This is a genomic window from Oryzobacter terrae, from assembly GCF_042756445.1.
In the GTDB taxonomy this organism is placed as follows: Bacteria; Actinomycetota; Actinomycetes; order Actinomycetales; family Dermatophilaceae; genus Oryzobacter; species Oryzobacter terrae.
Genome location: NZ_CP170578.1, coordinates 3,470,268 through 3,495,169, shown reverse-complemented (window position 1 = coordinate 3,495,169; position 24,902 = coordinate 3,470,268). Strand labels below are relative to the sequence as shown.

Below are 24,902 nucleotides of genomic sequence, written 5' to 3'. Positions count from 1 at the left end.
GTCGTGTTTCCGGGATGTTGCGAAAGGGCCGGCGGGTGTCAACATCGGGTTTCGGGTCGGGTGCGGTCCCGGATGGTGAGACCGGGTGTCCGGCGGAGGGCGACGCGGCGCTCGCCCACCACGCCTCCGGGGGGCCGGTCGGCCTCCCCCGGCGCGGGCCGTCGCGTTGTTATCCTCAGCCGTGGCCGCGACCCCCAGTGCGCGTGGACGGGCGGAACGGTGGCGGGCGTCGGCCGGACCGGTCGTCCTCGTCCTCGCGCTCGTCGTCGCCGCGCTCCTGCCGCTGGTGCGGGTCGGGCGGTTCTACTTCCGCGGCGACACCCAGATCGCGTACGTCGGGTGGTGGTACCACCTCGGCGAGCGGGTCCTCGCCGGCGACCTGCCCCTCATGGAGCCGCTGGCCTGGGAGGCCGGCAACTACGTCGCCGAGGGGCAGTGGGGCCTGTTCAGCCCGCTGACGATCCTCATCGGGGTGCTCGCCACCGTGGTCCCCGACCTCGTCGTCTTCGTCACCGTCCTCAAGATCGGCCTCGTCGTCCTCGGCGGGACGGGGACCTACCTCGTGGCGCGCGACTACGGGGCGCGCGTGCCCTTCGCCGTCGTGGGCGGGCTCGTCGTGGGCCTGACCGCCCAGTCGGTGTTCGCCGACTGGCCCTCGTGGGTCAACGGGCAGATCGGCGTGGCGCTGCTGCCGTGGGCGTGGTGGGCCACCCGCCGTGCGATGGCCGGACGCAGCCCGGTGTGGGCCCTCGTCCTGTGCTACCTCGTCGTCTCGGTCGGGTACGTCTTCTGCGCGCTGTACCTCGCGATCATCCTCCTCGGCTGCCTCGTCGACGCCGCGCTCACCCGCTCCCGCCGCGAGGTCCTCACCGTCCTCGGCCTGGGGGTCGTCAGCGGCCTGGTCACCGTGGCGGTGTACCTGCCGGGACTGCTGACGGCCCCGGTCACCGGCCGCGGCTCGTGGGAGGTCCTCGGGGAGGGCCGCGGCACCTGGGACGCGCAGGGCTTCCTCGTGTCGATGCTGCCGCAGCCGCGGCGCTACTACGTCGCCTGGCTGCTGCCGGCCTTCCTCTGGCTCGACCTCCGGCGGCTGCGGGGATCGGCGCGCGACCTCGTCGGCGCCGGAGTGGCCCTGCTCGTGCTCGTCGTGTGGATCCTCGGGCCGAGCGCGATCGGCCCGCTGCGCTGGCCGTCGCGGGTGCTCCCCGCCCTCGCCGTGCCGCTCGTCGTCCTCCTCGTCGTCATCGCCTCGCGGTGCCTGCCCGAGCGCGTCCCCCGCGGGCGCCTCGTCCTGTCGGTCGTGTGGGTGCTCGCCGCGGGGTACGTCGTCGTCGCGCGCGAGCCCGAGCAGCTGAAGGCGGCCGGCGCGGGGGCGCTGCTCGTCGTCGCCGCCCTCGTCGTCGCGGCGTGGTCGCTGCGGCTGCGCCGCGCCTGGCTGACCACGGGGGTCGTCCTCGCCTCGACCCTCGCCGTCCTCGCCTTCCAGCTCGTCGTGAACCCGCGACCCGGCGCCGAGGACCGGCGGATGCCGGCCGCGCCCGCGCAGTACGCGGGCCGCATCCCGTCGGCCGAGGGCGACGTCATGGTGCTCGGCAACGCCGTGGGCCGGGTCGTGCGCGAGCCCTCCATCGCCGACGACCTGCTCATCGGCGCGTCGTGGTACCTCGACCCGCACGACGTCCAGAACGGCTACACGACGATCAGCTTCACGGCCTTCCGCGACCGGTTCTGCCGCATGTTCAACGGGGCGACGTGCAGCAAGGCCCTCGCCCGGGTCCTGGCCGACGAGCCCACGACGGGAGAGCCGTGGGTCGACCTGCTGTCGGTGAGCACCCTCGTGCTCTTCCGCCCGTCCTTCCCCGACACCGACCTCGCGAGCGCTCCCGACGGGTGGAGCGTCACGCAGGAGACCCAGCACACGGTCGTGTGGACGCGCGACGAGCCGCTCCCGACCGCCGGGGGCGTCGTCGCCACGACCGCGGGCACCACCGTGTCCGCGGAGCGCGTCTCCGACCGCGAGGTCGACCTCCGGGTCACCGGGGTGGCGCCCGAGGGAGGGATGGTGACCCTGAGCCGGCTCGCGTGGCCGGGGTACACGGTCGAGGGCGCACGGCTCGCGGCGCCGCTCGACGACATGCTCGTCCGGGTCGAGGTCCCCGCCGGGTCCGCCGGGTCGACGGTCACGGTGCGCTGGCGGCCGCCGGGCTGGACGGTCGAGCTCGCGGCCATCGCGACGGCCGTGCTCGGTGGGCTCGTCTGGGCCGTCCTCGCCGGGCTGGCGTCGCGCCGGCGCCGGCGGCCGGGGGCCTGACCTCAGTCGAGGATGGCGTCGACGAAGGCCTCGGGGTCGAACGGCGCGAGGTCGTCGGGACCCTCGCCGAGGCCGACGAGCTTGACCGGGACGCCCAGCTCGCGCTGGACCGCGACGACGATGCCGCCCTTCGCGGTGCCGTCGAGCTTGGTGAGCACGATGCCGGTGATGCCGACGACCTCGCCGAACACCTGCGCCTGGCGCATGCCGTTCTGGCCGGTCGTGGCGTCGAGGACGAGGAGGACCTCGTCGACGGGGCTCTGCTTCTCGATGACCCGCTTGACCTTGCCGAGCTCGTCCATGAGGCCGGTCTTGTTCTGCAGCCGACCGGCGGTGTCGACGATGACGACGTCGGCCTCCATCTCGGCCGCGGCCCTGACGGCGTCGAACGCGACGGCGGCGGGGTCGGCGCCCTCGCGGTCGGAGCGCACCGTGGGGACGCCCACCCGCTCGCCCCACGTCGCGAGCTGGTCGGCCGCGGCGGCGCGGAAGGTGTCGGCGGCGCCGAGGACGACGTCCTTGTCCTCGGCCACGAGGACCCGGGCGAGCTTGCCGACCGTCGTCGTCTTGCCGGTGCCGTTGACCCCGACGACGAGGATGCAGGCGGGGCGTCCGTCGACGCGCGAGGACACGAGCGAACGGTCCATGGACGGGTCGACGAGGGCGAGGAGCTCCTCGCGCAGCCAGCCGCGCACGGTGGCCTCGTCGGTGGCGCCCTCGGCGGCCACCCGGATGCGCAGGGCGTCGACGAGCTGGGTCGTGGCGCCGACGCCGAGGTCGGCGGCGAGGAGGGTGTCCTCGACCTCCTCCCACGCCGCCTCGTCGAGCCTGCCGCCGGAGAGCAGCGCGAGCAGGCCCTTGCCGAGGGCGGTGTTCGAGCGGGCGAGGCGCGCCCGCAGGCGCCGCAGCCGGCCGGCCGGGGCGTCGGGCCGCTCGATCGTGGGGGTGGGCGCCGGGGCCGGCGCGACGTCGACCTCCGGCTCGAGGTCGAGGTCGAGGTCGTCGGGCGACTCGATGGTGCCGATGGCGCCCTCGAGCGGCTCGTCGACGTCGATCGCCGACCCGCCGTGGGCCGGCGGGTGCGACGGGGTCGGCGGGAGGTCGTGGGTCCGGCCCCCGCGCCCGCGCAGCAGGCCGAGGGCGATCCCGCCGATGACGACGATGATGCCGACGGCGACGGCGAGGTACTCCCAGAGGGTGTCGATGGCGCTCACCCGCCCATCCTTCCAGCAGGGCCGCGCGGCCCCAAACCGCTAGAAGATCCGCACCCGCTCCTCGGGGGCGACCCACATGCCGTCGCCCTCGGTGACGTCGAACGCCTCGTGGAACTCGTCGAGGTTGCGGGCCGCGTTGGCGCGCAGGTCCATCGGCGCGTGCGGGTCGAGGACGAGGAGCCGCTCGGCCTCCTCGCGCCGTGCCACCCCGCGCCAGACCTGTGCCCAGCCGAGGAAGAACCGCTGGTCGCCGCTGAGGTCGTCGAGGACCGGGGCCGGGGCGCCGTCGAGCGAGATGCGGTAGGCCCGGTGGCCGATCGTCAGGCCGCCGAGGTCGCCGATGTTCTCGCCGACGGTCAGCGCGCCGTTGACCTTGCGGCCGGGGGCGTCGCGGGTCTCGAGGTCGGAGAACTGGGCGATGAGGGCGTCGGCGAGGGCCTGGAAGGCCGAACGGTCGTCGTCGGTCCACCAGTTGCGCAGCGTGCCGGTGCCGTCGAACTGCGAGCCCTGGTCGTCGAACCCGTGGCCGATCTCGTGACCGATGACGGCGCCGATGCCGCCGTAGTTGACGGCGTCGTCGGCCTCGACGTCGAAGAACGGCGGCTGGAGGATGGCCGCGGGGAAGACGATCTCGTTGAGCCCGGGGTTGTAGTAGGCGTTGACCGTCTGCGGCGTCATGAACCACTCGTCGCGGTCGACGGGGCCGCCGAGCTTGGCGAGGTTGCGGTCGACCTCGAAGGCCACCGCACGGCGGACGTTGCCGAGGAGGTCGTCGGCCGACACCTTGAGGGCGCCGTAGTCGCGCCAGCGCTCGGGGTAGCCGATCTTCGGCGTGAACTGCCCGAGCTTGGCCAGGGCCTCGCGGCGGGTGTCGTCACCCATCCACGGCACGGCCGACAGGCTCTGCCGGAACGCCTCGATGAGGTTGTCGACGAGCTCGACCATCCGCTCCTTCGAGCGGGGCGGGAAGTGCCGCTCGACGTAGAGCTGGCCGACGGCCTCGCCGAGCGCCTCCTCGACGAGGGACACCCCGCGCTTCCAGCGCTCGCGCATCTCGGGGACGCCGGAGAGGGTGCGGCCGTAGAAGTCGAAGTTCTCCTCGACGAACGCGGTCGACAGGTAGGGCGCGTGGGCGTGCACGACGTGCCACGCCAGCCAGTCGCGCCAGGCCTGGACCGGCTCGTCGGACAGGGCCGCCGCGATGGAGGCGAGGTGGTCGGGCTGGCGGACGACGACGGCCTCCAGGGCGCCCTCGTCGGCACCGAGCGCCTGCGCCCAGCCGGTCCAGTCGACACCGGGGGCCAGGGCGTCGAGGCCGGCGTGGTCGACGAGCGTGTAGGTCTTCACCGGGTCGCGGTTGGTGACCTTGTCCCAGTGGCCCGCCGCGATCCGCGTCTCGAGGGCCATGACCCGGTCGGCCGCACCCGCCGGGTCGTCCCAGCCGGCGAGGGCGAGCATCCGCTCGACGTGGCCGACGTAGGCCTCGCGCTTGGCGGCGTGGTCGTCGTCGCGGTAGTACGACTCGTCGGGCAGGCCGAGGCCCGCCTGCTCGAGGTAGACGACGTAGCGGTCGGGGTCGCGGTCGTCGGTGTTGACGAACGGGATGACGAAGCCGCCGACCCCCGAGCGGCCGAACCGGCCGGTGGCGGCCACGACGTCGGCCGCGTCCTGCACGGCGCGCACCGCGGCGAGGTCGTCGGCGAGCGGCGTCGCCCCGAGGGCCTCGACGGCGTCCTGCGCCATGAAGCTGGCGTAGAGGTCGCCGACCTTCGCGGCGACGGTGCCCGGCGCGGGCGACCCCGCGGCGACCTCCTCGATGATGCCCCGGACGTGCTCCTCGGCGGCCTCGCGCAGCGCGTCGAAGCTGCCGTACCGACCCCGGTCGGCGGGGATGGTCGTCGTGGCGACCCAGCGCCCGTTGGTGTGGGCGAACAGGTCGTCCTGGGGGCGGACGTCGAGGTCGACGCCGGAGTGGTCGATGCCGGAGTTCACGCGGGCTCCTGTCGGACGGGGCGGTCTCGGCCCATCGAACCACACGCCCGTGACCCCGGATCGGGCCGGCGTCGGTCAGGCGCGGGCGCCCACGACCTCGGCGCGCTCGACGGTGTCGGCGGCCTCGTTCGCCTCCGCGGACCGGCCCGGGGTGAGGCGGCTGTCGCGGATCGAGCCGAGGACGTCCTCGCCCCGCTCGGTGAGGACGTCGCGCCCGGCCCGCCGTGCGGGAACCGCGACGAGGGCCATGACGGCCACCGCCAGACCGACGCAGAACAACATCCCCAGCACGACCGTGACCATGGGTCGATTCTCGCGGACGCGCAGGTGGGGACCAAATCGACAGCCTCTGGGGGTGCACCTAGAGTGGCGCCTGTGACGACCGCGCCCGCCGCGTCGGACGGGGCGACGACACGGCCCCGCCGACGTCTCCCGATGTTCACCGAGGTGGTCCTCGCGCTCGTCGCCGTCGCCCTCGTGCAGGCCTTCCTCGTCAAGCCGTTCGGGGTCCCGTCGCGCTCGATGGAGGAGACGCTGCGGGTCGGCGACCGCATCCTCGTCAACCGGCTCGACGGCTCGGTGGGCCGGGGGGACGTCGTCGTCTTCGGCCACGGCGAGACGTGGCAGGAGCGCAGCCTGCCCGGCTCCTCGAACCCCCTCGTCACGGTCGCCCGCTGGTTCGGCGACCTCACCGGCATCGGGCCGAGCAGCACCGCGTACACCGTCAAGCGGGTCATCGGGCTGCCGGGCGACCAGGTCGCGTGCTGCTCCTCCGACGGGCGGGTCACCGTCGACGGCGAGGCCCTCGACGAGCCCTACGTGTACGAGGACCTGCCCTTCGCCGCGGGCAGCCTCGACTGCGCGAGCAGCCCGCGCTCCACCCGTTGCTTCCCCGAGATCACCGTCCCCGCGGCGAACCTCCTCGTCCTCGGCGACCACCGCTCGCAGTCCGCCGACTCGGTCATCGGCTGCCGCGGCGCCGCCGACGGGCCCGAGTGCGTCCGGCTCGTGCCGACCGAGCGCGTCGTCGGACCCGTCGTCCTGCGGTTCTGGCCGCTCGCCGACGTCGGCGGGCTGCCGCACGGTCCGTAGGCCGGGTCTCCTCGGGCGCGTGCCCGGGCCGGCGCCGCGCGAGCTCCCTCAGGCGCTCGCGGCGACGTCGCGGATGCGCTGGGAGACCACCGTGGTGACGCCGTCGCCGCGCATCGAGACGCCGTAGAGCGCGTCGGCGACCTCCATCGTCCGCTTCTGGTGCGTGATGACGATGAGCTGGCTGGAGTCGCGCAGCTCCTCGAAGAGGGTGATGAGGCGGCCGAGGTTGGTGTCGTCGAGCGCCGCCTCGACCTCGTCCATGATGTAGAACGGGCTCGGCCGCGCCTTGAAGATCGCGACGAGCAGGGCCACCGCCACGAGGGAGCGCTCGCCGCCGCTGAGCAGGCTGAGCCGCTTGACCTTCTTGCCGGGCGGGCGGGCCTCGACCTCGATGCCCGTCGTCAGCATGTTGCCGGGGTCGGTGAGGACGAGCCGCCCCTCGCCGCCGGGGAACAGGCGCGCGAAGACCCGCTCGAACTGGGCCTCGGTGTCGTGGAAGGCCTCGGTGAAGACCTCCTCGACGCGCTCGTCGACCTCCTTGACGATGTCGAGCAGGTCGCGCTTGGAGCGCTTGAGGTCCTCGAGCTGTGTCGTGAGGAAGGTGTGGCGCTCCTCGAGCGCGGCGAACTCCTCGAGCGCGAGCGGGTTGACCCGGCCCAGGGCCTGCAGGCCGCGCTCGGCCCGGCGCAGCCGCTTCTCCTGGTCCTCGCGCACGTAGGGCGCGGGCTCGGGCGCCCCGGCGGGGTCCTCCCCCGGCCCCGGGACGTGCGGGACGAGCTGGTGCGGGCCGAACTCCTCGACGAGGACCTCGGGGTCGATCCCGAGCTCCTCGACGGCCTTGGCCTGGAGGGTCTCGATGCGGGCGACCTGACGGGCGCGCGCCATCTCGTCGCGGTGCGCGGTGTCGGTGAGGTCGCGCAGCTCGTCCTGGACGCTCGTCAGCTCGCGGCGCAGGGCCGAGGCCTCCTGGTCGCGGCGGAGTCGCTCGGCCTCGGCGGCGTCGCGGGCGGTCGTGGCGACGGCGAGGGCCGCGGTGACCCGGCCGACGGCGTGGACGGCGGCGGCACGCACGGCCTCGGCGACGGTCGCCTCCCGGCGGCGGCGCTCGCGGCGCTCGCGCAGCCGCTCCCGGGCGGCGAGCTCGTTGCGGGCGGCGCCCTCGAGGGAGTCGGCGCGACCCTTGAGTGCGCGGGCGCGCTCCTCGCGGGTGCGCAGGGTGAGGCGCAGCTCGGTCTCGGCCGTGCGGGCCCGGCTCGCGGCGAGCTCGAGGCGGTCGCGCTCGTCGGTGGCGGGCTCGTCGGTCTCCTCGGCGGGCTCGGCCTGGGCCTCCTCGAGCCGGGTCTCGAGGGCCTCGAGCTCGGTGCGGTCGGTCTCGAGCCGGGCGATGGCGTCGGTGATGGTCCGCTCGGTGCGGTCGGCCTCGGCGCTCGCGGTGCGCACGGTGGCGCCGAGGCTGCCGAGCCGCTCGGCGACGGCGGCCATCCGGGCGTCGGACTCGTGCAGCGCCTCGAGCGCCGACTCGACGTCGGCCTCCGCGGCCCGGGCCTCGTCGCGGGCCGCGGCGAGGGCGAAGCGGGCCCGCTCGGCGCGACCCGTGGCGTCCTCGAGGGCGGTGCGCGTGTCGGAGACGGCGGCCTGGATCTCGAGCAGGCTCTCGCCGGCGCTGCTGCCCCCGCGGGCCCAGCCCGGGCCGAAGACGTCGCCGTCGGCCGTGACCGCGGTGACCCCCTCGCGGCGGGCGACGAGGGCGACGGCGTGGGCGGCCGTGGGGACGAGGGCCACGCGGTCGAGGAGCTGCTCGACCGCGGGGCGGACGTCGTCGGGAGCGCTGACGACGTCGCGGGCCCAGACGGCGTCGCCGTCGAGGGCGGGCCAGCCGCCGGGGTCGCTCGGGGTCGCGGTGCCGCCGACGAGGAGGGCGGCGCGGCCGCCGTCGTCGGTGCGCAGGCTGGAGATGGCGCGCGCGGCGTGGTCGGCGGTCGGGACGGCGAGCGCCTCGGAGGCCCAGCCGAGCGCTGCGGCGACGGCGGCCTCGTGACCGCCGGAGACGTGGAGGAGTGAGGCGACCGTGCCGACGACCCCGTGGTCGTCGTCGGCGGCCGCGAGGAGGGTGGCCGCGCCGTCCTTGCGGCGCAGGCTCAGCTCGAGGGCCTCGAGGCGGGCCGCGCTCGAGCTGCGCTGGCGCTCGGCCTCGCGCTCCTCGGCGACGAGGCGCTCGACCTCGGTCTCGGCGGCGGCGAGGCGGGCGGCGGCGACCTCGTGGGTGTGGTCGAGGCCCTCCTCGCCCTCCTCCTCGACGGCGACGCTGCCCTCGAGGCCGCTGAACTCGCGCTCGGCCTCGGCGGCGCGGGCGCGGGCGGCCTCGACGATGCCGCGCAGGCGCCCGATCTCGGCCTCCCCGGCCTCGATCCGGCTGCGGCGGGCACCGGCCTGGCCGGCGAGCCTGGCCAGTCCCTCGCGGCGGTCGGCGGCGGCGCGGGCGAGGCGGGCGAGGCGGGCCTGCTCCTGGGCGAAGGCGCTCTCGGCCCCCTCGCGGGCGGCGACGGCGGCGGCGAGCTCCTCGGTGGTCGCGGCCACCTCGGCGAGGAGCGCGGTCTCGGCCTCGCGGGCCTGGGCGGCCTGGGCCCGCAGCTCCTCGGGGTCGCGGCCGCTCGTGCTCTCGTGCTCCTCGTCCTGGCTGAGCAGGCGCACCCGCTCGGCGGCGACCGAGCCCGTGGACTCCATCCGGTCGCGCAGGCTCTGGAGGCGCACGAAGCGCTCCTGCGCGCGGGTCAGCTCGGGGGCGGCGTCGGCCCCGCGGCGCTCGACGTCGGTGAGGCGCTGGCGGACGTCGGCGAGGGCGTCCTCGACGGCGGTGCGGCGCTCGATGAGGGCGGTCTCGTCGGCCACCTCCTGCTCGAGGACGGAGGTCAGCTGGACGAGGTCGTCGGCGAGGAGGCGCAGGCGGCTGTCGCGGGCGTCGGCCTGGATGACGGCGGCGCGGCGGGCGGCCTCGGCCTGGCGACCGAGGGGGCCGAGCTGGCGGCGGATCTCGCCCGTGAGGTCCTGGACCCGGGTGAGGTTGGCCTCCATCGTCTCGAGCTTGCGGAGGGCCTTCTCCTTGCGGCGGCGGTGCTTGAGGACGCCCGCGGCCTCCTCGATGAAGCCGCGCCGCTCCTCGGGGGTCGCGCGCAGGACGGTGTCGAGCTGGCCCTGGCCGACGATGACGTGCATCTCGCGACCGAGCCCGCTGTCGGAGAGGAGCTCCTGGACGTCGAGGAGGCGGCAGGACGTGCCGTTGATGGCGTACTCGGAGCCTCCGCCGCGGAACATCGTCCGGGTGATCGTCACCTCGGTGTAGTCGATGGGGAGGGCGCCGTCGGTGTTGTCGATGGTGAGGCTGACCTCGGCGCGGCCGAGCGGCGGGCGGCCCGCGGTGCCGGCGAAGATGACGTCCTCCATCTTGCCGCCGCGCAGGCTCTTGGCGCCCTGCTCGCCCATGACCCAGGCGAGGGCGTCGACGACGTTGGACTTGCCCGACCCGTTGGGGCCGACGACGCAGGTGATGCCGGGCTCGAGGCGCATCGTCGTCGCCGAGGCGAAGGACTTGAACCCCTTGAGGGTCAGCGTCTTGAGGTACATGCGGCGTGGTCAGCTCTCGTCGGTGCTCGGGGTCCCCCCGGGGGCGGCCGGGTCGCGGGCGACTCTACCGCCGGGGGCGCGTCGGGCCGGGACGACGACGGCGCCCGGTGGTGCCTGTGACAGGTGTGATGCCTGTGCCTCCTGAGGCAGCCCCTGCTGCATCCGGTCCGGCCCGGACCCCCGCCACCCGGGACAGATCCGACCCATGGGGCGATCGTGTCCCAGGTTCGGCCCCTCCCCCATCCCGAGCCACCCGTACCTGCATCGACCGATAGGTCACGACAGGTACGCCGGAGCGCCGATGGTCGCCCGCACCCCGTACGCGGGTCGACCGATAGGTCACGGCGGGTACGGGTCGACCGCTGAGGCGGAGGGGTCCTCGGAGCCGGCGATGTGCTCGTGGTGCTGGATGACCTCGGCGATGATGAAGGCGAGGAAGGCCTCGGCGAACTGGGGGTCCAGGCCGGCTTCGTCGGCGAGCGCCCGGAGCCGGGACACCTGCTCCTCCTCGCGCCCCGGGTCGGCCGGCGGCAGGCCCGCCGCGGCCTTGAGCTCCCCGACGGCCTGGGTGCACTTGAACCGCTCGGCGAGCAGGTGGACGAGCGCCGCGTCGATGTTGTCGATGCTCGAGCGCAGTCGCGCCAGCTCGGGAGGGAGGTCGCTCACCCCGCCATCGTAGGAAGCCGCGCCCCTCGTGGTCGCGCTCCGTCCACCACCCGGTCCGCCGCGACGCCCTCGGGCGGTGGCGTCAGCGCTCGCGGAAGCCGGTCTCCCCTCGGGGGTCGGACCACGCGGGTGTCGAGACCGTCGAGACGCGCCCGGGGCGGCGCGCGGTCGAGGGCTCCTCGCGCACGAGGTCGAGGAGCCGTTCGAGGGCGTCGCGCGGCCCCTCGGCGACGACCTCCACCCGTCCGTCGGCCGTGTTGCGGGCGAACCCGGTGAGGCCGAGCTCGAGGGCGCGGGCGCGCGTCCACCAGCGGAACCCGACGCCCTGCACCGACCCCCGGACGAACACCGCGACCCGCGACACCCCGCCCTCGCCCGAGCCGCCGTCGCTGCCGCCCTCGTCCTCCACCATTCTCCGATCCTAGGAACCCACCGGGACCTCGACCCCATCGCGGTTCGAGGTATCCGGCCGGGCCGCCGGGCCACCTGAACACCTCGAACCAGCGCAGCGTCGCGGGGTAGGTGAGGGGGACCTCGGCGAGGGCCGGACCTCACCTCGACCCGACGCGCCCAATGACCGCCGCTCCCCCTGCCGGTCGAGGTGTCCGGCCGGTGCGCCACACCCCCCGACCACCTCGACCGCGAGGAGGACGCCGTCCCACGAGCGCGCCTCCGTCACAGTGTCACCACCGGCCCCTACCGTTGCTGCCATGAGCACCGCGGAGGCTCAGGGGACCCGTCCAGGCCCCCACCCCGCGCCGTCGACGGCCCCCGACGGCTCCCACCCGCGCCCCCGCCCGACCCGGCTCCCCGGCCTCGACGGCCTCCGGGCCCTGGCCATCGCCGCGGTCCTGCTCTTCCACCTCGACGCCACGTGGCTGCCGGGCGGCTTCCTCGGCGTCGACGTCTTCTTCGTCGTCTCCGGCTTCCTCATCACCACGCTCCTGCTCCGCGAGCGCGCGGCCACCGGACGCATCGACCTCCGCGGGTTCTGGACCCGCCGCGCCCGCCGCCTCCTGCCGGCCCTGCTCGTCCTGGTCCCCTCCTCCGTCCTCCTCGCGCGGCTCACCGAGGGTGACCTCCTCGTGGGCATCGAGCGCCAGGTCCTCGGGGCGGCGACCTTCACCTCGAACTGGCTCGAGATCGCCGCGGGCTCCGACTACTTCGAGTCCACCGCGCCCCAGCTGTTCATGAACCTCTGGTCGCTGGCGGTGGAGGAGCAGTTCTACCTCCTGTGGCCGCTGGCCCTCCTCGCCCTCGTCACCGCCGTCCGCCGACCCGAGGTCCGCGCCGCCGTCGCCCTCGCCGCCGCGGTGGCCTCGGCGCTCCTCATGGCCCTGCGGCTCGACCCCGACTCCCCCACCCGCGTCTACTTCGGCACCGACACCCACCTCGCCGGCCTCATGCTCGGCGCCGCGCTCGCCTTCGCCTGGGCCGCGCCGCACCGGGCCTGGACCGCCACCGCCACGTGGGAACGCCACCGCCGCACCGTCGCCGGCGTCGCCCTCGCCGTCCTCGGCGGTCTCATCGTCACCGCCTCCGAGACCTCCGCCTGGACCTTCCGCGGCGGCATCGCCCTCGCGTCCCTCGCCACGACGGCCCTCGTGCTCGTCGTCGTCGAGCGCCCCGGCCGCCTGCGCGCGGTCCTCGAGCTGCCGGCCGCGCGCTGGGTCGGCGCCCGCAGCTACGGGATCTACCTGTGGCACTGGCCCGTCGTCCTCGTCGTCGCCCAGGACATGCCCGAGGCGCGCGGCAGCACGGCCTACGTCCTGACCCGCCTCTGGGCGCTGGTCGTGACCCTGGCCGTCGCCGACCTGTCGTACCGCTTCGTCGAGGTCCCCGTGCGGCGCCGCGGCTTCGCCGGCACGGCCCGCGAGGCCCTCCGCCGGCTGCGGGCGCTCGGCACCCGCGGCGCGCGCGTCATCTGGGGCGTCATCGCCGTCGTCACGGTCGCGACGCTCGTCGTCCTCCTCACCGCGCCCGACCGCACCTCCACCGAGGAGCTGATCCGCGCCAACGAGGCGGCCCTCACCCGTCAGGACCCCGCCCCCGCCCCGAGCACCGCCCCCTCGACGACGGCGTCGACGGCGGCCGAGCCCGCGGCGGCCGGCCAGGACTGGTCGATGCCCGAGGGCCGCGAGGTCGACGTCCTCGGCGACTCGATGGTCGTCGCCTCCAGCCACGCGCTGCGGTACTACCTGCCCAAGGTCCGGATGGACGCGCGCTCGAACCGTCGGTGGTCGGCGGCCGGCGGGCTCGTCGACGCCCGCGGCGACGGACTGCGGAGGGCGGTCGTCCTCGCCTTCGGCACCAACGCCGGCACCGACGCCGCCGCGGTGCGCCGCTCCCTCGACGCCATCGGCCCCGACCGCATGGTCGTCCTCGTCACCCTCCACGGACCCTTCAGCCGGATCGACGCCGACAACACCGAGCTGCGCGACCTCGCCCAGGGCCGCGAGAACGTCGCCGTCGCCGACTGGGACGCCGCGCTCGACGGCACCCGGGGCCAGCTCCAGCCCGACGGCATCCACCCGAGCCTCACGGGCGCGCACCTCTACGCCAAAACCATCCGTGCCGCGCTCGCCGAGCTCTCCGAGCGGCGCACCGGCAAGCCCGTCACCCTCAAGGCGCTCCCCCTCCCCTGACCCCTCGTCACCGAGGCTCGCAACGGCCAGACTGCGAGGCATGGGAACCCCTTCCGCCGACGAGCGCAAGGCAGGGATCGCCGGCGTCTTCGACCGCGCCGCCGAGAGCTATGACCAGGTCGGGCTCGAGTTCTTCGGGCCGATCGCCGACGCCCTGGTCGCCCGCACCGCCCCCCGACCCGGCGAGCGGGTGCTCGACGTCGGATGCGGGCGCGGCGCCAGTGCCCTCCGGGCGGCCCACGCGGTCGGGCCCGAGGGCACCGTCCACGCCATCGACCTGGCCCCCCGCATGGTCGAGGGCCTCCTCACGCAGGCCGTCGAGCTGCCGTGGCTCACCGCCGAGGTCCGCGACGCGGAGGACCCGCCCGCCGGACCGTGGGACGTCGTCCAGGCAGGCTTGGTGCTGTTCTTCCTCCCGGACCTCGCGACGGCAGTCGACCGCTACCGCACCGAGCTCTCCTCGACGGGCCGCCTCGGCCTGACGTGGTTCGGAGCGGGCGACGCGTCATGGGACGAGGTGCTCGGAGCGGTCTCCGAGACCCTGCCGGAGGACGCACGCCCGCCCCGCGACGCGGTCTCGGGCGGCCCGTTCGCCTCCATCGACACCCTGGAGGCGTTCCTCGCCGACCACGGCTACGGCGACGTCTCGACGACCGGGCTGCGGGTCGAGCTCGAGTTCGACGACGCCGAGCACTGGTGGACGTGGACCCGGTCGCAGGGCATGCGCGTCCTCCTCGAGCAGCACGAGGCCCACGGCACGCTCGAGGCCGTCCGCAGCCGGGTGCACCCGATGCTCGAACGGCGCGAGCGCGAAGGGCGGCTGCAGTGGTGGACCGACGTGCGGGTGACCGTCGCCCGGCCCTGAACGGGCCGCCGGTGGGGGCCGCCCTCGCCCGCCGCGCCGGTGTCGCCGGTCCGTCCTAGAGTCGTCGGCGTGCCTGTCGACGACACGACCGAAGGGCCCGGGGAGGCCGCCGCGCGCGAGGACGCCGCCCACCTCGCGGCAGGGGTCGAGCGCGGGCCCGAGACCCTGCGCACCTTCCGCGCCGTCCTCGTCAACACCCTCGTCGCCAACGTCACGTCGGGCTTCCTCTGGTTCGCCCTGACCTTCTGGGCCTACCTGGAGACGCGGTCGGTCATGGCCACCTCGATCATCGGCGGGGGCTACATGCTGTTCACCGCCGTGTTCGGGACCTTCTTCGGCACCCTCGTCGACCGTCACCTCAAGAAGAACGTCATGGTGGCGTCCTCGAGCATCACGCTCGTGACGTACGCGCTGGCCGGGGCGCTGTGGCTGCTCCTCGGCGAGGAGGCCCTCGCCGACTGGGGCGCCCCCGGGTTCTGGCTCTTCGCCACCGTCATCCTCGTCGGCGGCGTCGTCGAGAGCCTGCGCAACATCGCGCTGTCGACGACGGTGACCCTCCTCGTCCCCGAGGACGGCCGCGACCGGGCCAACGGCCTCGTCGGCACGGTCCAGGGGATCGCCTTCATGGTCACGAGCGTCTTCAGCGGGCTGAGCGTCGGCCTGCTCGGCATGGGGTGGACCCTGGCGATCGCCCTCGCCCTCACGGGTCTCTCCCTCGCCCACCTCCTGCCCGTCTCCGTCCCCGAGGTCCGGCCGGAGGTCGAGGAGGGCGCCTCGCGCTTCGACGTCCGCGGCGCGGTCACGGCCATCCGCGCGGTGCCCGGCCTCGTGGCACTCATCCTCTTCACGACGTTCAACAACCTCGTCAACGGCGTCTACATCGCGCTCATGGACCCCTACGGCCTCACCCTGTTCAGCGTCGAGGCGTGGGGCCTCGTGCTCGGGGTCACCGGGCTGGGGTTCGTCGTCGGGGGTGCCCTCGTCGCGCGGTTCGGCCTCGGCAGCAACCCGGTCCGCAGCCTGCTGCTCGTCAACCTCGGTGTCGCCGGCCTCGGGATGACGTTCACGCTGAGGGAGTGGGCCTGGCTCTACGTCGTCGGGATCTTCCTCTTCCTGTGCATCATGCCCGTCGCCGAGGCGGCCGAGCAGACGATCCTCCAGCGGGTCGTGCCCTTCCGCACCCAGGGCCGGGTCTTCGGCTTCGCCCAGAGCGTCGAGCTGGCGGCGAGCCCGGTCTCGGCGTTCCTCATCGGGCCGATCGCGCAGTTCTGGCTCATCCCCTACATGGAGTCGCCCGAGGGCCGCTCCGCCTGGGGCTGGCTGCTCGGCGACGGCGAGGCCCGCGGCATCGCCCTGGTGTTCCTCGGCGCGGGCGCGATCGTGCTCGTGACCGTCCTGCTCGCCCTCGCCTCGGCGCCCTACCGCCGGCTCTCCACGGCGTACGCGGCGGCGCCGGCCCAGCAGATCGAGGCGCAGCCGGCCGGGTGACGCCCGGCCGACCGTTGTCCACCGCTCAGCCGACGCGCTCGAGGACCCCGAACCCGAAGCCCGCCGCCTCGGCCCGTCCACCCGACACCCGCACGCCCTCGACCTCGAGGTCGCGCGCGCCGTCCCACCCGCCGGGCAGGTCCACGGCGGCCGGCTCGCGCCGCGGGTTGACGACGACGAGGTGCGTCCCGCCGCGGACGTAGGCGAAGGGGTAGCCCTCGGTCAGCACCTCGAGCGACCCCGACGGGCCGAGTGCCGGCGTGGTGTGGCGCAGCGCGACGAGCCGCTTGACGAGGTGGAGCAGCGAGCCCTCGTCGGCCCGCTGGGTCGCGACGTCGGGGCGGTCGGGCGAGGGGTCGACCGGGAGGTAGAAGTCCTCCGGGGACGCGGTGGAGAAGCCCGCGCCCGGACCCGGCTCCCACTGCATCGGGGTGCGCGAGCCGGTGCGGTTGTTCAGCGGCGACAGGATGCTGCCCTCGGTGTCGGGCAGGTCCTCGACGTACCGCATCCCGATCTCGTCGCCGTAGTAGATCGTCGGCAGCGAGGGCCAGGTCATGAGGAAGGCGAACGCGGACCGCGCCTGCTCGGCCGTGCGCGGACCGGTGACGAGGCGGGCGTAGTCGTGGTTGGCCGTCGGGAGGGCGACGTGTCCGCCACCGGTGCCGATCGCGTCGGTCGCGCGCCGCCACTCCCGCAGGAAGACGTCGATGCCGCCGCCACCCTCGGCGTCGAAGAAGAACGGGCCGGGCTCCGACCAGTTCGGGTCGTGCGTCCCGACCCCGGTGTGCCACAGGGACCGCAGGGCCGGGTTGCTGAACTGGAGGAAGAAGTCGGCGTGGAACCCGGCGGGCACCGAGACCGCCGGCTCGCCCCACTCCGAGAGCAGGGCGACGTCGGGGTAGGTCTCGTCGAGCCAGCCGCGCACCTCGGTCCAGAGCCTCCCGGTCTCGACGTGGCCGGGGTCGTCCTTGACGAGCGAGGCGGCCATGTCGACCCGGAAGCCGCTGATGCCGAGGTCGAACCAGTGCGCCATGACGTCCTTGAGGGCCTGCCGGTTGGCGCGCGGGCCCTCGGCGTCGACCGGGTCGCGCCACGGCTGCCGCGGGTCCGGCCGGGCGTAGCCGAAGTTGAGCGCCGGCTGGCACGGGTAGAAGTTGAGGAGGTAGTAGCCACCGCGCGACCCGGGCACCGGGCACCAGATGCCGGCCGGGGTGCCGACCCGCTCGTTCCACACGTACCGCCCGTCCGAGGGGTCGGACGCCCACTCGCGGAACCACGGGTGCTGGTCGCTCGTGTGGCCCGCGACGAGGTCGAGCAGGACCCGGATGCCGCGGCTGCGCGCCGCCTCGACGAGCGCCACGAGGTCGTCGTTCGTCCCGTACCGCGGGGCCACGGTGAGGTAGTCGCTGACGTCGTAGCCGGCATCGGCGAACGGCGACGCGAAGAGCGGGCTGAACCAGATGGCGTCGACCCCGAGCCAGGCGAGGTGGTCCAGCCGCTCGAGGGCGCCGGCGAGGTCGCCGATCCCGTCGCCGTCGCCGTCCGCGAAGGTCTGGGGGTAGATCTGGTAGAGGACCGAGTTCGCCAGCCAGGCCGGCTGAGGGCGGGTGCTGGTCATCACCTCACCCTAGCCAGACACGACCCTGCCGCAGGGGTGCCATCATGCGGTGATGATGGGTCCCGGTCCCGGACCGCTCGTCGGGCGCGAGGAGGAGCTCTCCGTCCTGCGCACGATGGTCGCCGCCGCCACCGACGGGACGGCGGGGGCGCTGCTCCTCGCCGGTGACGCGGGGGTGGGCAAGACCCGGCTGGTGCGCGCACTGCGCGAGGTCGTCGTGCCGCCCGAGGCGCTGGTCCTGCGCGCCCAGTGCGTGGACGTCGGCGACCCCGGGCTGCCGCACCTCGTGCTGACCGACCTCGTGCGCGGGGTCCGCGCCCGCGCCGCGGTCGACCCGGCGGTCGCGGCGGCCCTCGACCGCGCACCTGCGCTGGCCGACCTGACCGACCTGGCCGACCCGCGGGCCGATGGGGGCGGCACCCTCGACGAGCTCCGCCGGCTGCGGACGTTCGATGCCGCGACGACGCTCCTGGCCGAGCTCGGACGGCTCGGCGGACCCGTCGTCGTCACGGTGGAGGACGTCCAGTGGGTCGACGCGTCGTCGGCGGACTTCCTCCGCTTCCTCGTGAGCCGCCTGACCTCCGAGCGCCTCCTCGCCGTCGCGACGGTCCGGACCGACGGGTTGTCCGGCCACCCTCGCGGCCGCCGTCTCGTCGGCGACCTGGACCGCCTGCCCACGGTCCGGCGCGTCGAGGTCGAGCCGTTCGACGCCACGGAGGTCGCCACGTACCTGTCGTCGGCCGGCGTCGGCGCGCAGGACGCCGCCGAGGTCTTCCGGCGGACCCGCGGCAACGCCTACTTCGTGGCCACCGTGGCGGCCGACCTGGCGCGCGGGGGCACCCTCGGCGACGGCGTCCCACGAGCGCTCGCCGACCTCCTGCTCGGGAGGCTCGAGCGGCTCCCGGACCCGGTGCGCCGCATCGTGCGCTGTGCCGCCATCACGGCGCAGCCCGTCTCCGACCGGATGCTGCGCCGGGTCGCGGGCCTCGAGGACGACGTCCTCGACGAGGCGCTGCGGCGCGCGGTCGGCGACGGTCTCCTCGTGCCGGACGGCGCCGGCTACGCGTTCCCCCACGACCTCCTGCGAGCCGCCGTCCACGACGACCTCCTGCCGGGCGAGCGGGCCCGGATGCACGCGGAACGGGCGGACGCGCTGGTGGCCGGCGCCGACGGCGTCGCGGCGCCCGCCGAGGTCGCGCACCACGCCGTCGAGTCCGGCGACCCCACCCGGGTCCTCGTCTGGTCGGTCCGCGCGGCCGACGAGGCGATGCGGGTGCTCGCGCCGGTCGAGGCGCTCGCGCACCTGGAGCGTGCCCTGGAGACGTGGCCGGCCGTCGACCGCAACCTCCGGCGGGGGCAGCCCGGTCTCGAGGACCTGTCCGAGGGGCTGCTGGCCGTGCGGGCGGCGCGAGCCGCCGGGCTCGCGGGGGAACCGCGTCGCGCCGTCGCGTGGGCCCGCACCGCCGTGACGCTGTGCGACGCCGAGGACGACCCCGCGGCACGGGTGCGCGCCCGGGCCGAGCTCGCGCGCCGGCTCGTCGAGGTCGACGACACCGAGGCGGCCGTCCGTCCGGCGCGGGAGGCGGCCGAGCTGGCCTCCGCCGGCGGGCTCGACCCACGGCTGGCGGCCTCCGCGCAGGTGGTGCTCGCCCGCTCCCTCGTGGCGGCCCGCCGACCGCGGGAGGCGCGCCCCGAGGTCGACCGCGCCCTGGGGGCGGTCCGCACGGCCGGCGACCCCGGGCTCGAGGTCGAGGCCCTGACGACCGCGGCCTTCCTCGACGAGATCGAGGGCGATCGCACGGCGGCCGCCGAGCGCCTCGACACCGCCCTGCGGCTGGCGCGAGCCACCGGCGAGGCCGCCGCGGAGCTGCGGGCGCACTACTCGCTGGCGTCGCTGCACTACTACCACGGCGACGTCGAGGCCTCGCTGCCGGTGCTGCGGACCGCGATGGCCCGGGTGACCGAGAGCGGGGTGCGGTGGAGCGAGCCGGGGGTCGAGCTCCGGCTGCTGCTCGCGGTCGCCGCGTACGTCGCCGGCGACCTGGCTGGGAGCCTGCACGCGGCGGACGCGCCCGAGAGCCCACCCCCCGACGTCGCCGCCGCCCGGCTGGCGGCCGTCAGCTGCTACGCCGCGGTGGCGAGCGGCTCCCCCGACGCGGCGCGGCGGCTGGCGGCCCTGCGCGAGCACTGGGACGACCACCCGCAGGTCGCACTCGTGGCCGGCGGCTGCGAGGCCGACCTGCTGACCTGGCATGGCGAGCCCGAGCAGGCCGTCGAGGTCGCCGCCCGAGCGCAGTCCCACCTCGACGCCGCGGTCGGCGAGGGTACCTACGGCGGGCTCTGGCTCTCGGCCCTGGCCCTGGCGGCCCTGGCCGACGAGGCCGAGTCCTGCAGGGCACGGCGGGACGACGCGGGCGCGGCCGACGCGGTGCGCCGTGGAGAGCCGCTGCGCCGGCGCGTGGACCTGCTCGTCGCCACCGGCCGGGGCCGCCCGGGTGACCTCGGGCCCGAGGGGCACGCCTGGCACGCCCGCGCCGTGGCCGAGCACGCCCGGCTGACGGGCGCACCGGCGGTCGAGGAGTGGCGGCGGGCCGTGGAGGCGTTCGGCTACGGTCACGTCCTCGAGCGCGCCCGGTGCCACTGGCGCCTCGCGGGCGCCCTCGTCGCCCACGGTGACCGCGAGGGAGCGCGGACCCACGCCGCCGCCGCGGCCGCCGAGGCCGAGCGGATCGGCGCCCTCCCCCTCCAGCGGGCCGTGGCGGCGACCGTGCGCCGCGAGCGCCTCTCCTCGAGCGCGTCGTCCGGCGACGGGGTGCTCACCGCCCGCGAACGCGAGGTCCTGGCGCTCGTCGCCGAGGGCCTGACCAACCGCGAGGTCGGGAGCCGCCTGTTCATCAGCGAGAAGACGGCCAGCGTGCACCTCAGCAACCTCATGGCCAAGCTCAACGTCTCCAGCCGGACCGAGGCGGTGACCGTCGCCCAGCGACGCGGCCTCCTCGACGTCCTCTGACCCACCGGACTGGGTGAATGCCTCATGTGCAGCCCCTCCCCTTAGCCCCAGGGTCGAGGACGTGCCGAACCGCAGGGCGCGGTGGCCGGAAGGAGAAGAGCAGATGCACACGACCAGCACGCGCGAGGGTCTGTCGCGCCGGGTGTCCGGGGCCGTCCTCGACGGTCGCGACCCGGCGGCCGCCGCGGAGGCCGCGGGGTTCAACACGGCGGTCACGCACCGCCCGTCGGTCGTCGTCGCGGCGGAGACCGCCGACGACGTCGCGGCCGCGGTCCGCCACGCGAACGCGGTGGGGAGCGCCGTCGCGGTCCAGGCGACGGGCCACGGAGCCGCGGAGCCGGTCGAGGACGCCGTGCTCGTCACGACCACGCGGATGCAGGGCGTGCACGTCGACCCCGTCAGCCGCGTCGCCCGCGTCGAGGCGGGGGTCCGCTGGCGGGCGGTCATCGACGCCGCCGTCCCCCACGGCCTGGCCCCCCTGTCCGGTTCGTCGTCGGGCGTCGGGGTGGTCGGCTACACGCTCGGCGGGGGGATGGGCCACCTGGCCCGCCGCCACGGGTTCGCCGCCGACCACGTCCGCGCCGTCGAGCTCGTCGACGCCGAGGGGGACCTCCGCAGGGTCACCGCGGACGGCGACCCCGAGCTCTTCTGGGCGCTGCGCGGTGGACGGGGCGGGTTCGGGATCGCCACCGCGGTCGAGTTCGACCTCGTGCCGGTGCCCGAGTTCTTCGGCGGTGCGATGGTCTTCGGACCCGCGCAGGTCGAGCCGGTGCTGCGGGCGTTCGCGGCCTGGGCGCCGGCCCTGCCCGAGGAGGTCACCACCTCGGTGGCCCTGCTGCGCCTGCCGCCGGTCGACGAGGTGCCGCCGCCCCTGCGCGGCGTCGTGAGCCTGGCGCTGCGGTTCGGGTACGCCGGGCCCGCGGCCCGGGGTGCCGAGCTGGTGGCCCCGATGCGCCGGGTCGGCACCCCCCTCCTCGACTCCGTCGGTCCGATGTCGTTCGCCGCCGTCGACGGCATCCACATGGACCCGACCGAGCCGATGCCGGCCGTGATGCGCGGGGGGCTGCTGCACTCGGCGCCCGAGGCCCTCGTCGACGCCCTCCTCGGCGTCGCCGGCCCCGACGTGGAGGTCCCACTCGCCATGGTGGAGCTGCGGCTCATGGGTGGGGCGCTCGCCCGTCCGGCCGCGGTGCCGAACGCGGTCGCGGGGCGCGAGGGGGCGTTCTCCCTCTCCGTCGTGGCCCCGGCACCGCCACCGCTGCTGGCCACCGCGCACGCGGTGACCGAAGGTGTCGTCCGCACCCTGGAGCCGTGGTCGCCGGGGACGACCCTGGTCAACTTCGCGGGTCACGGCGGGGGGCAGGCGCTGACCCGGGCCTGGGCGCCCGACGTCCTCGAGCGGCTGCGCCGGGTCAAGGAGAGCGTCGACCCCCGCCACGTGTTCGGCGACGCGCTCGCCCCGGCGGCGGCACCGGGCGGTGCGCGATGAGCCGGGCGCTCGTCGTCACCCGGCCCGGGCAGGGGCACCGGGTCGGCAACGTGGAGTTCCTGGCCCGCACGGTCGACACGCCGCTGTTCAACCTGGGCATCGTCGTGCTCGCACCGGGCCAGGGCGTCTCCCGCCACGTGCACGACGGCGAGGACGACTCGTTCCTCGTCCTCGAGGGCACCTTGTCGCTCACCGTCGGCGAGGACGGGCGGAGGGTCGAGGCGGGCGCGGGCACCTTCGTGCTCGTCCCGTCCGGCACCCCGCACGCCATCGCGAACGACGGGAGCGCCGACGTCCGCTTCCTCAACATCCACGCGCCGGGAGGGTTCGACGAGAGGATCGGGCTCAGGTGACGCGTCGGACCGGGCGGACCCCCCGAGGACGCGGCTGGCACCGCGGGCACGAGAACGACGAGCGGTTCATGAACTGCTCACGCCGGATGGGCGTGCCGCACCTCGGGCAGGGACGCCCGGTCTGGCCGTAGGCGGCGAGCGAGCGGTCGAAGTAGCCCGAGGCCCCGTTGACGTTGACGTAGAGGGCGTCGAAGCTCGTCCCGCCCTGCCCGAGCGCCTCGCGCATCACGGCGGCGGCGTGGTCGAGGAGGAGGCCGATGCGCGGCCTGGTCAGCGAGCCGGCCACCCGCTCACCGTGCAGCTCGGCCCGCCACAGCGCCTCGTCGGCGTAGATGTTGCCGATGCCCGAGGCGACACCCTGGTCGAGCAGCACCCTCTTGATCGCGCTGTCCTTGCCCTTGATCCGGCGCACGACGGCGGCCCGGTCGAAGGCGTCCTCGAGGAGGTCCGGGGCGATGTTCGCGATGGACAGCGGCACCCCCGCGTCGTCGAGCTCGGAGAGCGCGAGCCCGCCGAAGGTGCGCTGGTCGACGAAGCGCAGCTCGGGCCCGCCGTCGGCGAAGCGGAACCGGGCGTGGAGGTGCTTCTCGTCGGGGGCGTCGGCGTCCTCGACGAGCAGCTGGCCGCTCATCCCGAGGTGGAGCAGCAGGCCGACGCGGTCCTCGAGGTCGAGCCACAGGTACTTGCCGCGCCGACGCACGGCGGCGACGTGGCGGCCGGCCACGCGGGCCGCGAGGTCGTCGGGCCCGGGCACGTGGCGGCGGGCGACCCGCGCGCCGCGCAGCTCGACGGCGCCGATGTCGCGGCCGAGGACGTGCGCCTCGAGGCCGCGCCGGACGACCTCGACCTCGGGCAGCTCGGGCACGCGGAGGCCTCAGGAGCGGGGCGGGAGGGCGCCGTCGGGGTCGACGGTGTCGGCGTCGCCCTCGGGGGCGGGCTCCTCCTCGGGCCCGGCGACCGGACCCTCGTGGGTGTCGCGGATCGAGGTCCACGCGAGCGCGGCGGCCTCCTGCTCGGCGACCTTCTTCGTGCGCCCGGCACCGCGGCCGAGGACCGTGCCGGCGACGGTGACGGTGGCGTCGAACCACTTCGCGTGCTCGGGACCGTCCTCGTCGACGGCGTACTCGGGGGCGCCGAGGCCGTGCCGCGAGGTGATCTCCTGCAGGCTCGTCTTCCAGTCCAGGCCCGCCCCGAGGGTGGCCGACTGGGCGAGCAGCGGGTCGACGAGGTGGTGGACCAGCTCGCCCGCGGCCTCGATGCCCGAGGACGTGTAGACCGCCCCGATGACCGCCTCGACGGTGTCGGCGAGGATCGAGTCCTTGTCGCGACCGCCGGTCGACTCCTCACCACGGCCGAGGTAGACGTAGTCACCGAGGCCGAGGGTGCGCCCGACGTCGGCGAGGGCCCGCATGTTGACGACGGCGGCGCGCAGCTTCGCGAGCTGGCCCTCGCTCGTGTCGGGGTGGGTGTCGTACAGCGTCGTCGTGACGACGAGGCCGAGCACCGAGTCGCCGAGGAACTCCAGGCGCTCGTTGTGCGGCAGGCCGCCCGCCTCGTAGGCGTACGACCGGTGGGTCAGGGCACGACGGAGCACCGCCGCGTCGATGGACGCGCCGGTGACCGCCGTGAGGTGCTCGAGGAGCTCGTCGACGTGCCGGAGCGGCGTCAGCGAGCCGGTCGAGGACGACCCCTTCCCCATGGGGGTGGGATCAGCCCTGGTGCTCGGTGCGCTCGGCGACGCCGTAGTGCCGCCCCTTGTAGGTCCCGCAGGACGGGCACGCGATGTGCGGCTGGGTCAGCGCCTTGCACTGGGGGCACGTCGTGGTGGCGACGGGGGTCGCCTTCCAGTTGGCGCGGCGCGAGCGGGTGTTGGAGCGCGACATCTTCCGCTTCGGAACGGCCACGTCAGGTCCTCTTCTCTGTCGGCGTGGGGGGCTGCTCGGACAGTGCCGAGAGGGCCGCCCACCGGGGGTCGATCTGGTCGTGCTGGTGATCCGGGTCCTCCGCGAGCGGCATGCCGCACTCGGAGCACAGCCCGGGGCAGTCGGGCCGGCACACCGGCTGGAACGGCAGCGCAGGCACCACCGTGTCCCGGAGCACCGGTTCGAGGTCGATGTAGCCGTCCTCGACCTGGCGCTCCTCGTCGGCGTCCTCGTCCCCCACCTCGCGGTGGTGGTCGTGGCGATCGGCGTGAACGAACAGCTCCTGGAAGAACCCGTCGACCTCTTCGGAGACGGGATCCAGGCACCGCACGCAGGCGCCGGTTGCCGTACCGCGGACCGAACCGGTGACGAGCACTCCCTCGACGACGGACTCCAGTCGCAAGTCGAGGTGGAGGCTCTCGCCCTCCTCGACGCGCATGACGTCCGTGCCGAAGTCGCTCGGCGCCCCGACGTCACGCGTCAGCTCGTGCATCGTCCCGGGTCGCCGGCCCACGAGCTTGGTGTCGAGCACCATCGGGGACCGGGGGTCGAGTCGAGTCATGAGCCTTGGAGTCGTCGGAGGTGGTTCGGCCGCGCCGCACGGACGCAGACCGAG

The 24,902-nt window shown here is 75.2% G+C and carries 19 protein-coding genes; 8 read left to right on the top strand and 11 right to left on the bottom strand.

All coding sequences use genetic code 11. From position 1 onward, the window contains the following. Positions 1-181: 181 nt before the first annotated feature. The gene (locus ACFWN3_RS16740; protein ID WP_377641542.1) at positions 182-2,311 is read left to right on the top strand and encodes a hypothetical protein; all 2,130 of its coding nucleotides are present in this window, start codon (positions 182-184) and stop codon (positions 2,309-2,311) included. A 2-nt stretch (positions 2,312-2,313) separates the two neighbouring features. Here the strand turns inward: ACFWN3_RS16740 and ftsY are convergent, their stop codons facing one another. The 3 genes from ftsY to ACFWN3_RS16725 all read right to left on the bottom strand — a co-directional run bounded on the left by ftsY (position 2,314) and on the right by ACFWN3_RS16725 (position 5,820). Then, the gene (ftsY, locus tag ACFWN3_RS16735; protein ID WP_377641540.1) at positions 2,314-3,525 is read right to left on the bottom strand and encodes a signal recognition particle-docking protein FtsY; all 1,212 of its coding nucleotides are present in this window, start codon (positions 3,523-3,525) and stop codon (positions 2,314-2,316) included. Between the two features lie 39 nt (positions 3,526-3,564). Beyond that, the gene (locus ACFWN3_RS16730) at positions 3,565-5,517 is read right to left on the bottom strand and encodes a M13 family metallopeptidase (protein WP_377641538.1); all 1,953 of its coding nucleotides are present in this window, start codon (positions 5,515-5,517) and stop codon (positions 3,565-3,567) included. A 75-nt stretch (positions 5,518-5,592) separates the two neighbouring features. After that, on the bottom strand, positions 5,593-5,820 hold the full coding sequence (locus tag ACFWN3_RS16725; RefSeq protein ID WP_377641536.1) for a hypothetical protein: 228 nt from the start codon (positions 5,818-5,820) through the stop codon (positions 5,593-5,595). Positions 5,821-5,892: 72 nt separating this feature from the next. Between ACFWN3_RS16725 and lepB the strand changes: the two genes are divergently transcribed. Continuing rightward, positions 5,893-6,609: a signal peptidase I gene (lepB, locus tag ACFWN3_RS16720; RefSeq protein ID WP_377641534.1), complete on the top strand. Its 717-nt coding sequence runs from the start codon at positions 5,893-5,895 to the stop codon at positions 6,607-6,609. 48 nt (positions 6,610-6,657) lie between these two features. Here lepB and smc read toward each other — a convergent pair whose 3' ends face one another. The 3 genes from smc to ACFWN3_RS16705 form a co-directional block, all read right to left on the bottom strand. Further along, positions 6,658-10,230: a chromosome segregation protein SMC gene (smc, locus tag ACFWN3_RS16715; RefSeq protein ID WP_377641532.1), complete on the bottom strand. Its 3,573-nt coding sequence runs from the start codon at positions 10,228-10,230 to the stop codon at positions 6,658-6,660. 339 nt (positions 10,231-10,569) lie between these two features. Beyond that, on the bottom strand, positions 10,570-10,896 hold the full coding sequence (locus ACFWN3_RS16710; protein WP_377641530.1) for a chorismate mutase: 327 nt from the start codon (positions 10,894-10,896) through the stop codon (positions 10,570-10,572). A gap of 82 nt (positions 10,897-10,978) precedes the next feature. Then, the gene (locus ACFWN3_RS16705; protein WP_377641528.1) at positions 10,979-11,308 is read right to left on the bottom strand and encodes an acylphosphatase; all 330 of its coding nucleotides are present in this window, start codon (positions 11,306-11,308) and stop codon (positions 10,979-10,981) included. A 298-nt stretch (positions 11,309-11,606) separates the two neighbouring features. On the opposite strand from ACFWN3_RS16705, the gene ACFWN3_RS16700 reads away from it, so the two are divergent. The 3 genes from ACFWN3_RS16700 (at position 11,607) to ACFWN3_RS16690 (ending at position 15,894) form a co-directional block, all read left to right on the top strand. Then, a complete protein-coding gene (locus tag ACFWN3_RS16700; RefSeq protein WP_377641526.1) occupies positions 11,607-13,541 on the top strand; it encodes an acyltransferase family protein in 1,935 nt (644 codons plus the stop codon). A 40-nt stretch (positions 13,542-13,581) separates the two neighbouring features. After that, positions 13,582-14,406 (top strand): class I SAM-dependent methyltransferase, encoded by an 825-nt coding sequence (locus ACFWN3_RS16695; RefSeq protein ID WP_377641524.1) that lies wholly within the window; start codon positions 13,582-13,584, stop codon positions 14,404-14,406. 69 nt (positions 14,407-14,475) lie between these two features. Continuing rightward, the gene (locus ACFWN3_RS16690; protein ID WP_377641522.1) at positions 14,476-15,894 is read left to right on the top strand and encodes an MFS transporter; all 1,419 of its coding nucleotides are present in this window, start codon (positions 14,476-14,478) and stop codon (positions 15,892-15,894) included. Positions 15,895-15,919: 25 nt separating this feature from the next. Here the strand turns inward: ACFWN3_RS16690 and ACFWN3_RS16685 are convergent, their stop codons facing one another. Continuing rightward, on the bottom strand, positions 15,920-17,512 hold the full coding sequence (locus ACFWN3_RS16685) for an alpha-amylase family glycosyl hydrolase (RefSeq protein WP_377641520.1): 1,593 nt from the start codon (positions 17,510-17,512) through the stop codon (positions 15,920-15,922). 52 nt (positions 17,513-17,564) lie between these two features. Here ACFWN3_RS16685 and ACFWN3_RS16680 point away from each other — a divergent pair, with 52 nt between their 5' ends. From ACFWN3_RS16680 to ACFWN3_RS16670, 3 genes are all read left to right on the top strand, one after another. Then, complete coding sequence (locus ACFWN3_RS16680) at positions 17,565-20,522, top strand: AAA family ATPase (protein WP_377641518.1); 2,958 nt, start codon at positions 17,565-17,567, stop codon at positions 20,520-20,522. A gap of 103 nt (positions 20,523-20,625) precedes the next feature. Further along, positions 20,626-22,011 (top strand): FAD-binding oxidoreductase, encoded by a 1,386-nt coding sequence (locus tag ACFWN3_RS16675; RefSeq protein ID WP_377641516.1) that lies wholly within the window; start codon positions 20,626-20,628, stop codon positions 22,009-22,011. Then, positions 22,008-22,364, top strand: a complete 357-nt coding sequence (locus tag ACFWN3_RS16670) for a cupin domain-containing protein (protein WP_377641514.1) — start codon at positions 22,008-22,010, stop codon at positions 22,362-22,364. The genes ACFWN3_RS16675 and ACFWN3_RS16670 overlap by 4 nt, the downstream gene beginning before the upstream one ends. Here the strand turns inward: ACFWN3_RS16670 and mutM are convergent. From mutM to ACFWN3_RS16650, 4 genes are read right to left on the bottom strand one after another with little or no spacing between them, the layout of a single operon-like run. After that, complete coding sequence (gene mutM, locus ACFWN3_RS16665) at positions 22,357-23,229, bottom strand: bifunctional DNA-formamidopyrimidine glycosylase/DNA-(apurinic or apyrimidinic site) lyase (RefSeq protein ID WP_377641512.1); 873 nt, start codon at positions 23,227-23,229, stop codon at positions 22,357-22,359. The genes ACFWN3_RS16670 and mutM overlap by 8 nt on opposite strands. Before the next feature lie 9 nt (positions 23,230-23,238). Then, positions 23,239-24,063, bottom strand: a complete 825-nt coding sequence (gene rnc, locus ACFWN3_RS16660; protein ID WP_377641510.1) for a ribonuclease III — start codon at positions 24,061-24,063, stop codon at positions 23,239-23,241. A gap of 10 nt (positions 24,064-24,073) precedes the next feature. After that, positions 24,074-24,268, bottom strand: coding sequence for a 50S ribosomal protein L32 (gene rpmF, locus ACFWN3_RS16655; RefSeq protein ID WP_377641508.1), 195 nt, complete (start codon positions 24,266-24,268; stop codon positions 24,074-24,076). A 1-nt stretch (position 24,269) separates the two neighbouring features. Continuing rightward, positions 24,270-24,848: a YceD family protein gene (locus ACFWN3_RS16650; protein WP_377641506.1), complete on the bottom strand. Its 579-nt coding sequence runs from the start codon at positions 24,846-24,848 to the stop codon at positions 24,270-24,272. Positions 24,849-24,902 lie beyond the last annotated feature (54 nt).

What these genes read in the sequence shown, in the direction of transcription:
- ACFWN3_RS16725 (WP_377641536.1), bottom strand. Translation starts at nt 5,820, where the DNA reads ATGGTCACGGTCGTGCTGGGGATGTTGTTCTGCGTCGGTCTGGCGGTG.
- smc (WP_377641532.1), bottom strand. Translation starts at nt 10,230, where the DNA reads ATGTACCTCAAGACGCTGACCCTCAAGGGGTTCAAGTCCTTCGCCTCG.
- ACFWN3_RS16705 (WP_377641528.1), bottom strand. Translation starts at nt 11,308, where the DNA reads ATGGTGGAGGACGAGGGCGGCAGCGACGGCGGCTCGGGCGAGGGCGGG.
- ACFWN3_RS16700 (WP_377641526.1), top strand. Translation starts at nt 11,607, where the DNA reads ATGAGCACCGCGGAGGCTCAGGGGACCCGTCCAGGCCCCCACCCCGCG.
- ACFWN3_RS16695 (WP_377641524.1), top strand. Translation starts at nt 13,582, where the DNA reads ATGGGAACCCCTTCCGCCGACGAGCGCAAGGCAGGGATCGCCGGCGTC.
- ACFWN3_RS16685 (WP_377641520.1), bottom strand. Translation starts at nt 17,512, where the DNA reads ATGACCAGCACCCGCCCTCAGCCGGCCTGGCTGGCGAACTCGGTCCTC.
- ACFWN3_RS16680 (WP_377641518.1), top strand. Translation starts at nt 17,565, where the DNA reads ATGATGGGTCCCGGTCCCGGACCGCTCGTCGGGCGCGAGGAGGAGCTC.
- ACFWN3_RS16675 (WP_377641516.1), top strand. Translation starts at nt 20,626, where the DNA reads ATGCACACGACCAGCACGCGCGAGGGTCTGTCGCGCCGGGTGTCCGGG.
- ACFWN3_RS16670 (WP_377641514.1), top strand. Translation starts at nt 22,008, where the DNA reads ATGAGCCGGGCGCTCGTCGTCACCCGGCCCGGGCAGGGGCACCGGGTC.
- rnc (WP_377641510.1), bottom strand. Translation starts at nt 24,063, where the DNA reads ATGGGGAAGGGGTCGTCCTCGACCGGCTCGCTGACGCCGCTCCGGCAC.
- ACFWN3_RS16650 (WP_377641506.1), bottom strand. Translation starts at nt 24,848, where the DNA reads ATGACTCGACTCGACCCCCGGTCCCCGATGGTGCTCGACACCAAGCTC.